Below are 13,279 nucleotides of genomic sequence, written 5' to 3' on the forward strand. Positions count from 1 at the left end.
TTGTTCGACATGATCGCTCGATCCGCCCGTCTGTTATTGTGCCTCATCCTGCCGCTGCTTGCCGCCGGCGGGCAAGCGCTTGCGCATCAGCGCAGCACCGACGGGCCGCACACCGGCCTTGCCATTCCCGAGATATCGCATGGCGAGATGATCGTGATGGCCGAGCATCGGGCCGCCATCATCGACCTTGCGTCGCGCGCCACCGATACCGACGAACCGTTTCGCCGCGTGCTGAACTATGCCGCGATCCAGTATGCCTATTGCTTCTGGGGCAAGATGCCCGGCGGCGTCACGGATGAGGCAAGCCCTTTCAATGAATGCTCGCATGCCTATCTTGCGGCCACCAAGGCGGTGCTGCTCAAGCTGCGCGACATGCCGCGCGAGGCCAAAGCTGCGGGGGCGATCGTCTCCGAGATCGACGTCGCCATGACCATGCGCGGGCTGTCCCTGATCACCTGCGCCTTCAGCGCTGAGGCCTTCAACACGGCCGATGTGATCCGCCCGCATTGGGCCGACATCCCAACCCATCCCGCCAGCATGGCGTCGCTGACCGGCCTTGCTGCTCTCTGTTTCCTGATGGTGATGGGGTGCCGGCGGTTGCTTGGCGTGAAGCCTAGGCAGAACTAGTTCCGGTCGGTCTCGCGGTGCAGGTGCATCGCCACCAGCATGGCGGTGAGGTGCACGGTGTTCTTGGCGCCGTAGCGCTCCTTCATCCGCTCCAGCCGGTGCTCGACCGTTCGATGCGAGATGCCGAGTTCGGTGGCGATCTGCTTGGCGGTCGCGCCCTCGGCCAAAAGCTGCACGACAGCCTCGTCGGTGAGGTCGAGCTTGGCCTGCTGCTCCGGCGCGTTGAACATGAAGCGGCCGTTGGTGACGGTCAGAAGCCATGCCGGCCTGGCCTCGGTCGTCCTTTGCGGCAGGATCAGACGCTCATAGGCGATGTTGACGCCGAGCAGCGTGGTCTTGACCATTTCCATCGACGGCTTCTGCGAGGCGATCACCTCGCGATAGCGGGGAATGACCGCCGTCTCCATGTAGTTGCGATCCTTGAAATCGCCGATGCGCTGGTTGGCGAAGAGCTTGTTGATGTTAAGGATGCGCGAGGCGAAGCCGGAGGAGCGGACCCCCTGCAGCTGCCAGTCGAGCGGATCCTCGCCATCGAGCACGATGACTGTCAGCCGCATCTTGATCGTCAAAAGGTCGACCGCGTCGCGATAGACAGCCTCGGGCGGCCCCGGCTGATCAGGAGACGTGCTCAGCCAGGCGTCGAGAAGTTTCTGCGTGACAGTGTGAAACGTGGTGTCCTTGGTCATCAACTCAGGCGTGAAATGTGCGGCAGGTTAATCGAACAACCCAGGATGGGTTCATGCGGTGCACCATTCTGCGGTCAACTTACACCAAAGGATTCGTTTGAACAGAATATTCAATGTAGAGGCGAGTAAATCTTCGCGTCGAACTGGAAGGAATGCGCGTTAAACGCGTTTGGTCTCTGCAAACGTGCGAGGCTTGGCGGATGCGCAACGATCAATCGGCGGCGTAGCGCTGTTCGCGCCAGGGATCGCCATACATGCTGTAGCCGTTGCGCTCCCAGAAACCGGCTGCATCCGCCGGCATGATGTCGATGCGGCGCAGCCACTTAGCGCTCTTCCACAGATAGAGATGCGGCACGATCAGCCGCATCGGCCCGCCATGTTCGCGGGTCAGCGGCAGGTCTTCCCAGGCGGTGGCGAGAATGGCGTCTTCCGCGGCGAAATCGGCAAGCGGCAGGTTGGTCGTGTAGCCGTCATAGCTGGTCAGCATGACGTAGCTCGCCTGCTGTTTCGGCATGGCGAGGTCGAGCAGATCGCGCGTGGCGACGCCCTTCCACTTGTTGTCGTAGCGCGACCATGTCGTGACACAATGAATGTCGGACACGCGGGTGCTCTGCTCCAGCGCCTGAAACGCGGTCCAGCTGAGATAAAGCGGGGTCTCGACCAGCCCGCCGACTTCCAGCCGCCATGTGTCGGTGGAGACAACAGGCTGTTCGCCGAGATCAAGCACCGGCCAGTTCTTGACGAGATGCTGGCCGGGCGGCAGCCGGTCGGTCTCCGGCCTGCTCGTGCGGCCGGTCAGGAACTTGCCTTCGTCGGCCCAGCGGCGTTTCGAATTGGTGAGCTTGCTATCGGCGGGGATCTGGTCGTCGCTCATTATGCGGCCTTTCGCGTTGGGGGGATTACGTCACCCAAGCCCGGTTGCTGTCAAGTTGCCGCTTCATGCCGCAAATTCGCCGCGCGTTCACAAGTGCGGGAGGTCGGCGAAAACGGCGCCGCACACGGCAATGCTGCAGTCGCGAAAGGTTGAATTCGCCGCCCGTTTGCCTGATAAACAGGGTCTATCACGGGCGTCGCTCCGGCGCCCGATTGCATTTACAGGATTGTCCATCGCATGCCCATTTCCGCCGAGATCGAAGCCGATCTGCCGTTCCTCACCGCGCTGCGCCGCGATCTGCACGCGCATCCGGAGCTCGGTTTCGAGGAAGTGCGGACGAGCGACATCGTTGCGAAGCTCTTGGACGAGGCGGGCATCAAGGTTCATCGCGGGCTCGGCGGCACCGGCGTCGTCGGCACGCTGCAGGTGGGCAACGGCACACGGACGATCGGGCTTCGCGCCGACATGGATGCGCTCGCCATGCCCGAAATCGCCGATCGGCCCTACAAGTCGACGGTGCCAGGCAAGATGCATGCCTGCGGTCATGACGGGCATACCACGATGCTGTTAGGCGCTGCACGGCATCTCGCGGCCACGCGCGGCTTTTCCGGCACTGTCCATTTCATCTTCCAGCCGGCCGAGGAGGGACGCGGCGGGGCGAAGCGGATGGTGGAGGACGGACTGTTTGAGCTCTTCCCCTGCGATGCCGTCTACGGGCTGCACAACATGCCAGGGCTTGCCGTCGATGAGATGGCGGTCGTCGCCGGGCCGCAGCTTGCCTCCTCCGACAGCTGGCGCGTCACCTTCCGGGGGACCGGCACGCACGGCGCCAAGCCGCATCTCGGCCGCGACCCGATCACTGCCGCCGGCACATTCCTCTCGTCGCTGCAGACCATCGTCGGCCGCGTCGTCGATCCGCTGCAGCCGGCCGTCGTCAGCGCCTGCTCGCTTCAGGCGGGCGACCCCAAGGCGCTCAACGTCATCCCCGATATCGTCGAGATCGGCGGCACGGCGCGCGCCTATTCCCCTGAGGTCCGCGACCAGCTGGAACACGAGATCGGCCGGTTGGCGGAGGGCACCGCATCGATGTTCGGGATTGCCGCCGACTACGGCTTCGAACGGCGCATTCCGCCCGTCGTCAACGATGCGGATGCGACGGAGCGGGCATTGGCTGCTGCTTCCGAAGTGTTCGGCGAAAAGGTCGTGACACACTTCCCGCCCTCGACGGCTGGCGACGACTTCGCCTTCTTCGGGCAGCAAGCGCCGGGGTGTTACGTCTGGCTCGGCAACGGCCCGGCGGTGGATGGGGCGCTGCATCACAATACGGCTTACGATTTCAACGATGATGCGATCGGACCGGGCGTGGCGTTCTGGACGCGGCTGGTGGAGCGGGAGTTGGCTGCGGGGTGACATGACGGTGTCGATGCCGATAGCGGACGACGATTTTCGCTCGGTGAGGAGGAGATAGCAAAATGCCAGCCGCCGCCGGCAGCTCATCACCCCTGCAACGAGCGCGGCACCACAAACCGCTGAAGTACACCGCTCCCTGGCGTCATACTCGCCCAGGCCTCCGCGAAATCGATCACCGCTAGAGCGCCGGTTGGAAATTTCTCCCGAATCTCCGTGAGGCTCTCGCCATCACCAACGAGATCGAGTGCCAGATTCTGCAGCCCCGGATTATGGCCGACAACAAGCAGCGTACGGACAACTGGATCGACACCGCGGATAACCGCCGCGATCCGCTCCGCCGCCGCCTCGTAGATCTCCCCCACATCCCGCCGCTCGATATCATCAGGCAGTTCAGCGCCGACCAATGCCCAGGTCTCCTGCGTGCGCCGCGCCGTGGAGACCAGCGCCAGATCGGGAACCAGCCCCTCGCGGGCCATAAAGCTCCCCATCAACGGCGCTGCCTTCAAACCACGACCGCCGAGCGGACGATCATGGTCGTCGACGCCATCGGGCCAGGCGGATTTGGCGTGGCGCAGCAGAAGCAGGCGGTATCGCGGGAGCGGGGTGGCTGGTGTCATGATGCTCTCCGGATGAGGGTGGCGGGAGTGTAACCCCGCTAACGAAAAAGGACAGGCCCAGCCCGATTAGGCCAAGCCTGTCCTTTCGCAATTCATGCAATCGGCCTCTCCCGTCACCGGGAGAGGCCGGAAAATCTCAGTTCCACTCGCGGATGTCGACGAAGTGGCCGGCGATGGCGGCGGCAGCTGCCATGGCGGGCGACACCAGATGGGTGCGGCCCTTGAAGCCCTGGCGGCCTTCGAAGTTGCGGTTGGAGGTCGAGGCGCAACGCTCGCCCGGCTTCAGGCGGTCGTCATTCATGGCCAGACACATGGAACAGCCAGGCTCGCGCCAGTCGAAACCGGCGGCCTTGAAGATCTTGTCGAGGCCTTCGGCTTCCGCCTGTTCCTTGACGAGGCCGGAGCCCGGAACGATCATGGCGCTGACGGTGCCGGCAACGGTCTTGCCTTCGACGACCTTGGCGGCGGCGCGCAGGTCTTCGATGCGGCCGTTGGTGCACGAGCCGATGAAGACGCGGTCGACGGCGATGTCGGTGATCTTCGTGCCCGGCTTCAGGCCCATGTAATCAAGCGCGCGCCACTTCGACGTACGCTTGTTCTCGTCGGCGATTTCATCCGGGTTCGGAACGATGCCCTGCACCGAGATGACGTCCTCGGGCGAGGAGCCCCAGGAGACGATCGGCGGCAGTTCGGCGGCGTTGAGCGTGACGACGCGGTCGTAATGCGCGCCTTCGTCCGACTTCAGCGTGTTCCAGTAGGAAATCGCCTGGTCGAGCGTTTCGCCCTTCGGCGCGCGCGGCTTGCCCTTGATGTACTCGTAGGTGACCTCATCAGGGGCGATCAGGCCGGCGCGGGCGCCGCCTTCGATCGACATGTTGCAGATCGTCATGCGGCCTTCCATCGACAGCGCGCGAATGGCTTCGCCGGCATATTCGATGACGTAGCCGGTGCCGCCCGCGGTGCCGATTTCGCCGATGATGGCGAGCACGATGTCCTTGGCGGTGACGCCGGCGGGCAGCACGCCGTCGACCTGCACCAGCATGTTCTTCGCCTTCTTCTGGATCAGCGTCTGGGTGGCCAGAACGTGTTCCACTTCAGACGTGCCGATGCCATGCGCCAGCGAGCCGAAGGCGCCGTGCGTCGAGGTGTGGCTGTCGCCGCAAACGATCGTCATGCCGGGCAGCGTGAAGCCCTGTTCCGGTCCGATGATGTGGACGATACCCTGGCGCTTGTCGCTCGCCGAATAATATTCGACGCCGAACTCGGCCGCGTTGATCGCCAGCTGCTCGACCTGGATGCGGCTTTCCTCGTTCTTGATGCCGAGATGGCGATCGGGCGAGGTCGGCACGTTGTGGTCGACGACCGCGAGCGTCTTTTCAGGCGCGCGAACCTTGCGGCCCGTCATGCGCAGGCCTTCGAAGGCCTGCGGCGAGGTGACTTCGTGGACCAGGTGGCGGTCGATGTAGAGAAGACAGGTGCCGTCGTCCTGTTGATCGACCAGGTGGTCGTCCCAGATCTTGTCGTAGAGGGTACGAGGTGCGCTCATGGCGATACATCCGTTATTATGCAAAGGGCGTTTGCTTGCAGTGGGGGTATGGAGCTTGGCGGCGCATAGGCCACCGGCCGTCGGTCGATCAGAAAGGGATCAACGAAGTCGGCTGTTGAGCGCACCGGAAACGGTCGCAAAGAAGCGCGCCGGCAGGCGGTAGTGATCCTGCAGCACGAAAATATGCGCCCCAATGCAACTGAACTTGGATTCCATGAGCAGTCACTTACCAATTTTTCCGATGCTCGGCAATTCGATTCATTAGCTCTAACGCCGGAGCATTATCGCCGTCCGTCTCTGCCGCGCATCCGCTTCTCGATTTGCCTGAGGCCAAGCGACAGGCCGATCGTCAGGATCAGGTAGATATAGGTGACGATCGAATAGGTTTCAAAGAAGCGGAAGGAGCCGGACGCATAGATCTTGCCCATCTGCGTGATGTCAGACACCCCGAGCACCGAGACCAGCGAACTATCCTTTACCATCGCCACGAAATCATTCGACAGCGGCGGAAAGATCACCTTGATCGCCTGCGGGAATACCACGAGGCGAAAGCGCTGGTAGCGCGACAGGCCGAGCGCCTTGGCGGCCTCGATCTGCCCCTGATCGACCGACTGGATGCCGGCGCGGAAGACTTCGGCGATGAAGGAGGAATAGCCGATCATCAGCGCGATGATCGCTCGCCACATCAGCGAGAAAGCGCGCACCAGCACCGGCTCCGCCAGCCCGGCATTCACCAGCGGCGCTGTCACAAAATTATAGGCGGCAACGAAGGCCGGCGCGCCGACGAAGGCGACGTAGAACAGAAGCACCAGCATCGGGATACCTCTGATAACCTCGACATAGAAGCGGGCGATCTGGCGCAGCGCGACGCTGTCCGACAGCCCAAGCAGCGCGATCCCGAGCCCGAGCAGCGTCGCCAGCGCGAAACCGACGAGCGTCACGAAAATGGTGATGCCGACGCCGTTGAACACGGTGCGGAACACCTGCGCATAGACGTCGTTCGCGATGATGACGGCGGCGAGCGTAAGGCCGATCACGACAAGGGCGACCAACCACCAGGGATAGTCGCCCTTCTCCTGGCCCCGCGGGTTTGGCTGCGGAGCCATCATGCTTCAGTCCGGGCGCGGTAAGCGATTGAAAAAGACGGGATCATTGACCCATCTTGTAGTCGAGGAACCATGTCTTGTTGAGCTTGTCGAAGGTGCCGTCGGCCTTGAGGCTCGCAATCGCCGCATTGACGGGACCGACCAGATCGGAACCCTTGGGGAAAATGAAGCCGAAATCCTCGGTGCCGAGCGGTCCGCCGATGACCTTCAGCCCGCCATTCGACGCATCGACATAGCCCTGCGCCGCGACGCTGTCGGTCAAGACCACATCCACATCGCCGGCTTTCAGCGCCTGTACCGTGGCGCCGAAGGTCTCGAACAGCTTGATGCGCGGGTTCTGCTCGTTACCGTCGAGGATTTCGTAGACGGCGGCGTAGAAGGGCGAGGTGCCCGGCTGCGCACCGACGAGGCCGTCATTGAAGGCGCCGAAGGTCTTGGCGTCGGTAAAGCGCGTCTCGTCGCCACGCACCAGCATGAATTGCTGCGAGCGCATGTAGGGATCGGAGAAGTCGACCTTGGCCTTGCGGTCGTCCTTGATGGTGATCCCGGTCATGCCGATATTGTACTGATTGTCGGACACCGCCTGGATCATCGCGTCCCAGCTGGTGTTCTGGTACTCGACCTTAAAGTTCAGCCGCTTGGCGATCTCGTTCATCGCATCATATTCCCAGCCGATCTGCTTGCCGGTCTTCGGATCGACGAACTGCAGCGGCGGATAGGCGTTCTCGGTGACGACGACGACGGTCTTGCCCTTGAGATCGGGCAGCTCGGCGGCAGTGACCGCGAGCGACGAAAGAGCGAGTGCGGTCAGTCCGGCAAGGACGGTGCGACGAAACAGCATGAAATATCTCCCCAAAATAACGCTCGCGGAAACTGTCATGTTTGCAAAGCCGCTGGCAAGGGGATTGGCGTACGAGGATGGGGGAAATGCGGAATGTTGGTCTAAAAACAGCTCAGTTTGGGGGGCGGAAGTTCGGGCGCTGCCGAAATTCGCAAACGCCGGCAATGTGCGGTAAAGCGACAACCAATCTCTCTACAACACCTCAATCACCGGCGTCTCCATCACCCGCCCCGTCAGCACATCGGCAATCCCGCGATCCGTCTGGTGCGGGCCGAGGTTGCAGGCGAGGGTGGCGCCGAAGCAGGCCTTGAAGACGAGGTAGGGTGGGCGCCAGTCGACGACGTCTTCCATGGCGCGGCGGATGGCGCGGAAGGTTTCTGCCGTTTGTTCGAGCGGGGCTTCGCTGACGAGGCCGGAGAGGGGGAGCGGCAGGAGCACCTTGATCTCGCCATCCTGCACGACAGCCATGCCGCCGCCGGCCGCGATCACGGCGTTGGCGGCGATGGTCATGTCGGTGACATTGCCGCCGAAGACCGTGAGGTTGTGGCTGTCATGCGAAACCGTGGTGCAGAAGGCGCCGCGCCATGTGCCCCAGCCGGTGAGGAAGCCGATGCGCGGGTGGGCGTCGACCTTGCCGTGGCGGTGGACGACCGAGATCATCGCGCTGCCTTCGGGCGGGACGACGTAGCCGTCCTCGACGGTGGTCTCGGCTTCCGCCCATTGGGTGAAGCGCGGGCGGTCGATGGTGGCGACGCGGACGCGGCTGCCTTCGGAGGGGATGCGGAAGTCGTTTTCGGTCAGCGCCGAGAGCTTGACGGAGTGCTGCAGCGGCGCGCTGTCGACGGCGGGCAGGTCGATCGCCATCTGGCCTTCGCGCGAGACAAGGCGGCCGTTGGCGAAGACGGCTGAGGTCTCGAATTCGGTGAAATCCTTGAACAGCACGATATCGGCGCGGCGGCCGGCGGCGATCAGGCCGAGGTCGGGGCGGCGCAGGCGTTGGGCGGCGTTGAAGGTCGCGGCGCGCAACGCCCATTCGGGCTTCATGCCGTAGCTGACGAGACGGCGCACGACGTCGTCGAGACCACCACAGTAATGGAGCTCGTCGGGGAAGACGTCATCGGTGCAGAGCGTTACGGTGGACGGCAGGTGGCTGATGCCATTCAAGGCCGCCACGAATTCGCGCAGCAGGTGATCGTGGGAACCGCGCAGCTCGATCGTCAGGCCGGCCGCGAGCTTCAGCAAGAGATCGTCCGCCGAGGTGAGTTCGTGATCGGAGGTGACGCCGGCCGCCATGAAGGCGTTGAGGTCGCTGCCGTCAAGCCCGCGCGCGTGGCCGCAGACCAGCTTGCCGGATGCAAGGCCGGCATTGACGATCCCGGTCATGCGGGGATCGCCGTCGATGACGCCGCGCATGTTCATGACCTCGGCGACGCCGCCGATCTCGGGCCGGCGCAGCAGTTCCGATATGACGGACGCGTCGAAATCGGCACCCGCGACCTCCAGGCCCGGAGCTGAGGGGACGCAGGAGGGGGCAAGAAGAATGGTGCGCAGGGACAAGCCGCGCGTTGCCTCGATCGACCAGCGCACGCCATCGATGCCGTGGACATTGCCGAATTCGTGCGGATCCCAGACGACAGTCGTGACGCCGCGCGGCAGGACGGCTGCGGCATAGGCCGATGGGGTCACCATCGAGCTTTCGATGTGCATGTGGGTGTCGATCAGGCCGGGAGCGATGATGCTGCCGCGGGCGTCGATCGTCTCCTCGGCGTCCTTGCGGCTCTGTGGGGCGTGCACGCTTGCGATCAGCGGGCCGACGAGGCCGATATCGGCGTCACGGATCAGGCCGGTGACGACGTCGAGCAGCTGGCCGCCCGTGATCAGCACGTCGAAGGGCGCATCGCCGCGCGCGGCTGCAACGGCGCGGGCGCGCAGTTTTGGATCGCTGAGGTCCATCGGTTCCAACTGGCTCATCGGGCGGCCTCCTGCTGGAGCGCGCCGAGGATGATGGCGCGGGCGGCCTCGCTGTCGATCTCGACGGCATAGTCGGCGTTCGGCTTGGCGTGGGTGGCGCGGGTTTCGACCACGGTGCGGCCGCGCGTGAATTTGCCCTGCATCTCGACGTCGATGCGGGCTGCGCGGAAGGTGACGATCTCGGGGTGGGCGAAGGCCACGGCGGCGCAGGGGTCGTAGATCGCCATGCCCAAGCGGCCACGGCTGGTGCCGATGCCGATATAGCCGTCGAGGAAATCGGCCAGCATCTCGGCGTTGGCGCCGCCGGCCTTGCGGATCGGGGCGACGTCGTCAGGGAAGGCGATGACCTTGCGGCAGAGATCAAGATCGACCATGCGCAGCGGCAGGCCGGCGGCGATGACGATCGCCAGCGCCTCGGGGTCGGCCAGCGCGTTGAACTCGGCGGATGCCGTGTGGTTGCCAGCCGTGACGCCGCCGCCCATCCAGGTGAGCTCGGTGATACGGGCGGCGAGATCGGGGCGGGCGAGCGCAAGGGCTGCGATGTTCGTCAGCGGGCCGAGCGCCAGGATACGGTGCGGGCCGTCCTGTTTGAGCCAGTTGCAGAGCGCGGTGAAGGCGTCGCTTTCGGGCAGGGCGGCGGCGTCGGGCAGCGTCTTGCCTGAGGTCGGGATGCCCGTTTCGCCGAGGATCGCCTGGGCGGTCTCGATCTCTCCCAGCACGGCTGAAGCGCGGCCGGAATTGATCGGGAAGGTCCAGCCGAAGGCCTTGGCGGCGCCGGCTGCGTTCAAGTGCACCTGCGGCAGCGGCGTGTTGCCGAAGACCAGCGAGATGCCCGCGATGTCGAGCTTGGCATGCGCCACGACCAGAATGGCGGCGATGTCGTCGAAGCCCATGTCGGTGTCGATCCAGACGCCCATGATATTACCTGTAGCGAGAGAGTGGGGCAGCGGCCGCAAGCGGCAGATCGAAAGAAAGCGCGGAGCCGATGGCGTGGCTCGGCTCGCCGGCATCGACCTCGGCTTTGATGGGGCCGAGCGGTGTGTCGAGCAGATATTCTCTGACGTTGCCGGCAAACGAGGTGCCGCGCACGGTGCCTTGGAAAGGACCTGAACCAAGGATCACCATGCGCGGACGCCAGGCCAGGCCTCTAGCGGCCTGTGGCACTGGAGCGGAAAGCTCGACGAGTGAGTTGGATGTCGCGAGCTTGCCGTTTTCCAGCGCAAAGACGTTTTCGAAGCCGACGAAATCGGCGACGAAGGCCGAGACGGGCTTGTTGTAGATTTCTTCCGGCGTGCCGATCTGTTCGATGCCGCCGTTCAGCATCACGACGATTCTGTCGGCGAGCGCCAGCGCTTCGATCTGGTCGTGGGTGACGAAGATCATGGTGACGCCGGTTTCCTTCTGGACGCGCTGCAGCTCGGCGCGCATTTCCAGACGCAGGCGGGCGTCGAGGTTGGAGAGCGGCTCGTCGAGAAGCAGCACCTTGGGCTCCATGACCATGGAGCGGGCAAGCGCCACGCGCTGCTGCTGGCCGCCGGAAAGTTCGCCGGGCTTGCGGGCTGCGAAGCTGGCGAGGCCGACGGACTTGATGCCTGCTGTCACCTTGCTGTCGAGATCCTGGCCGCTGACGCCCTTGAGACGCAGACCGAAGGCGACGTTTTCATAGACGGTGAGATGCGGGAACAGCGCGTAGGACTGGAAGACCAAGCCGACATTGCGCTTGTTGGCGGAAACGCGGGTGATATCGGCGCCATCGAGCGTGATGCGGCCGGAGGCGGGGTTGAGCAGGCCGGCGATGGAGCGCATCGTCGTGGTCTTGCCGCAGCCGGAGGGGCCGAGGAGTGCTACGAGTTCGCCCTTCCTGATCGAGAGGTCGAGATCCTTCACCGCGACCGTATCGCCGTAGGCAAGCGTCAGCTTGTCGAGTTGCAGATAGGTGTCAGACATAGCGAGAGAACCCCAGGAAGCGTTCGGCAAGGAAGACGATGCCGATGGACAGAAAGGCGAGCAGCGCCGAGAGCGCGGCGATCGACGGGTCGTAGGTGGTTTCCATGTAGCCCAGCATGTCGATCGGCAGCGTGCGGACGCCGGGACCGGAGAGGAAGAGCGAGACGGGCACCTGGTTGAAGCTGGTGACGAAGCCGAGGATGAAGGCGGCGAGGATGCCGCCACGGATGTTCGGCATCACCACGCGGAAGAAGGCGCCAGCGCGCGACGAGCCGAGCAGGACGGCCGCTTCCTCGATATCGGAGCGCAGGTTGTTGAGGCTGGCGGAGACGACGCGCACGGCATAGGGCAGCACAAGCGCGGTGTGCGCGAAGAACAGCGCCAGCGTGATGTTGAAGCCGAAGGGCACGACCAGATAGCGCAGCAGCGCCAGGCCGACGATGATCCCCGGCACGATGATCGGCAGCGAGACGATGGTGCGGATGGTTTCCGCGCCCGGCAGCTTGTAGCGCGACAGCGCGTAGGCGGCGGGGATGCCGAGAACGAGGGCTGCCAGCGTGCCGCCGACGGCGAGCAGCATCGACATGGCGAAACTGTCGCGGAAGCTGTCGATGGTGAAGACCTTGAAGACCCAGCGCAACGACAGGCCCTGCGGCGGGAAGGCCAGCGTATCGCCGGCAGACAGCGAGGCGGCAATGATGATGAAGAAGGGGCCGATCAGGAAGATCAAGAGCAGGCCGAGCACCAGCGGCGAGAGGATGCGTGATGTCATCGCTTGTTCCTCGCTGTAGCCAGACGCTTGAGCAGGATGTTGGCGGCGAAGCTCATGACGATCAGCATGAAGGCGATGACGCTGGCGGCGACGAAATCGTTGGCGACCGAGACCTGCTGGTAGAGCAGGGTTTCCAGCATCAGCACCTTGGAGCCGCCGAGCACGGCGGGGGTGATATAGGCGGTGAGCGAGCCGGTGAAGACGAGCGTGCCGCCGACGACGAGGCCTTCGCGGGTCAGCGGCAGGATCACCTTCCAGAAGACCTGGAACCAGTTGGCGCCGAGCACGCGGGCGGCCGGAATGGCGTCCTTCGGCATGTTTTCGAGCGCGCTGATCAGGGAGAGGATCATCAGCGGCAGGAAGAGCTGCAGCAGGCCGATGAAGACGGCGGTTTCGGTGAAGAGCAGGCGCAGCGGGCTGTCGCTGAGGCCCAGGCCCTGGATCGCCTGATTGACGATGCCCGTGCGGCCGAGGATGACGATCCAGGCATAGGTGCGGGCAACCGGCGAGATCATCAGTGGCAGCGTGACGAGGCCGATCATCCGGCCCTTGCCCTTCGGCGGCAGGTTGACGATGGCAAAGGCCGCCGCATAGCCAATAACGGCGGAGACGGCGGTGACTTCGAGGCCGAGCTTGAAGGTGCGCAGGAATACCGTGCGGTTCAGCGATTGCGAGAAGAAGCCGGTATAGGCGCTGAGCGTCCAGCTGCCGTCGATATGGAAGCCTTCGGAGAGAAGGATGACGACGGGCAGCAGGAAGACCAGCGCGGCGAACAGGGCCGCGGGCAAGGCAAGCGCCAGGGCTTCCGTGCGGTTTTGAAACATGAGGCGTCTTTCAGAGCAATCGCATAAGGCGGCTCCAGCCGGTGCCGGAGCCGTCATG

13 protein-coding genes are annotated in these 13,279 nt (G+C 64.1%); 2 read left to right on the plus strand and 11 right to left on the minus strand.

Annotated elements, in window-relative coordinates; translation table 11 throughout:
- Positions 1-9 precede the first annotated feature (9 nt).
- On the plus strand, positions 10-627 hold the full coding sequence (locus ACIQUB_RS20045) for a hypothetical protein (RefSeq protein ID WP_113239693.1): 618 nt from the start codon (positions 10-12) through the stop codon (positions 625-627).
- On the opposite strand, the gene ACIQUB_RS20050 is transcribed toward ACIQUB_RS20045, so the two are convergent.
- Positions 624-1,313, minus strand: coding sequence for a helix-turn-helix transcriptional regulator (locus tag ACIQUB_RS20050; protein ID WP_112433298.1), 690 nt, complete (start codon positions 1,311-1,313; stop codon positions 624-626). The two genes, ACIQUB_RS20045 and ACIQUB_RS20050, sit on opposite strands and share 4 nt — an antisense overlap.
- A gap of 211 nt (positions 1,314-1,524) precedes the next feature.
- Positions 1,525-2,187 carry a sulfite oxidase-like oxidoreductase gene (locus ACIQUB_RS20055; RefSeq protein WP_113239686.1) on the minus strand — a complete coding sequence of 221 codons (663 nt, stop codon included), beginning with the start codon at positions 2,185-2,187 and terminating at the stop codon, positions 1,525-1,527.
- A 237-nt stretch (positions 2,188-2,424) separates the two neighbouring features.
- Between ACIQUB_RS20055 and ACIQUB_RS20060 the strand changes: the two genes are divergently transcribed.
- Positions 2,425-3,597, plus strand: coding sequence for a M20 aminoacylase family protein (locus tag ACIQUB_RS20060; protein ID WP_113239685.1), 1,173 nt, complete (start codon positions 2,425-2,427; stop codon positions 3,595-3,597).
- Between the two features lie 86 nt (positions 3,598-3,683).
- Here the strand turns inward: ACIQUB_RS20060 and ACIQUB_RS20065 are convergent, their stop codons facing one another.
- The 9 genes from ACIQUB_RS20065 to ACIQUB_RS20105 all read right to left on the minus strand — a co-directional run bounded on the left by ACIQUB_RS20065 (position 3,684) and on the right by ACIQUB_RS20105 (position 13,221).
- Positions 3,684-4,214 (minus strand): histidine phosphatase family protein, encoded by a 531-nt coding sequence (locus tag ACIQUB_RS20065; RefSeq protein ID WP_113239684.1) that lies wholly within the window; start codon positions 4,212-4,214, stop codon positions 3,684-3,686.
- Between the two features lie 136 nt (positions 4,215-4,350).
- On the minus strand, positions 4,351-5,760 hold the full coding sequence (gene leuC, locus ACIQUB_RS20070; protein ID WP_112823316.1) for a 3-isopropylmalate dehydratase large subunit: 1,410 nt from the start codon (positions 5,758-5,760) through the stop codon (positions 4,351-4,353).
- A 281-nt stretch (positions 5,761-6,041) separates the two neighbouring features.
- Complete coding sequence (locus ACIQUB_RS20075; protein ID WP_113239683.1) at positions 6,042-6,866, minus strand: amino acid ABC transporter permease; 825 nt, start codon at positions 6,864-6,866, stop codon at positions 6,042-6,044.
- A 43-nt stretch (positions 6,867-6,909) separates the two neighbouring features.
- Complete coding sequence (locus ACIQUB_RS20080) at positions 6,910-7,707, minus strand: transporter substrate-binding domain-containing protein (protein ID WP_113239682.1); 798 nt, start codon at positions 7,705-7,707, stop codon at positions 6,910-6,912.
- Between the two features lie 192 nt (positions 7,708-7,899).
- Positions 7,900-9,678 (minus strand): adenine deaminase, encoded by a 1,779-nt coding sequence (locus ACIQUB_RS20085; RefSeq protein WP_402931485.1) that lies wholly within the window; start codon positions 9,676-9,678, stop codon positions 7,900-7,902.
- Positions 9,675-10,595, minus strand: a complete 921-nt coding sequence (locus tag ACIQUB_RS20090; protein ID WP_113239680.1) for a nucleoside hydrolase — start codon at positions 10,593-10,595, stop codon at positions 9,675-9,677. The genes ACIQUB_RS20085 and ACIQUB_RS20090 overlap by 4 nt, the downstream gene beginning before the upstream one ends.
- 4 nt (positions 10,596-10,599) lie before the next feature.
- Positions 10,600-11,625, minus strand: a complete 1,026-nt coding sequence (locus ACIQUB_RS20095; RefSeq protein ID WP_113239679.1) for an ABC transporter ATP-binding protein — start codon at positions 11,623-11,625, stop codon at positions 10,600-10,602.
- Complete coding sequence (locus ACIQUB_RS20100) at positions 11,618-12,397, minus strand: ABC transporter permease (RefSeq protein ID WP_113239678.1); 780 nt, start codon at positions 12,395-12,397, stop codon at positions 11,618-11,620. The genes ACIQUB_RS20095 and ACIQUB_RS20100 overlap by 8 nt, the downstream gene beginning before the upstream one ends.
- Positions 12,394-13,221: an ABC transporter permease gene (locus tag ACIQUB_RS20105; protein WP_018902537.1), complete on the minus strand. Its 828-nt coding sequence runs from the start codon at positions 13,219-13,221 to the stop codon at positions 12,394-12,396. Before ACIQUB_RS20105 ends, ACIQUB_RS20100 begins: the two co-directional genes overlap by 4 nt.
- Positions 13,222-13,279 lie beyond the last annotated feature (58 nt).

The sequence above is a fragment of the Rhizobium sp. NPDC090275 genome (genome assembly GCF_044772225.1).
GTDB lineage: Bacteria > Pseudomonadota > Alphaproteobacteria > Rhizobiales > Rhizobiaceae > Rhizobium.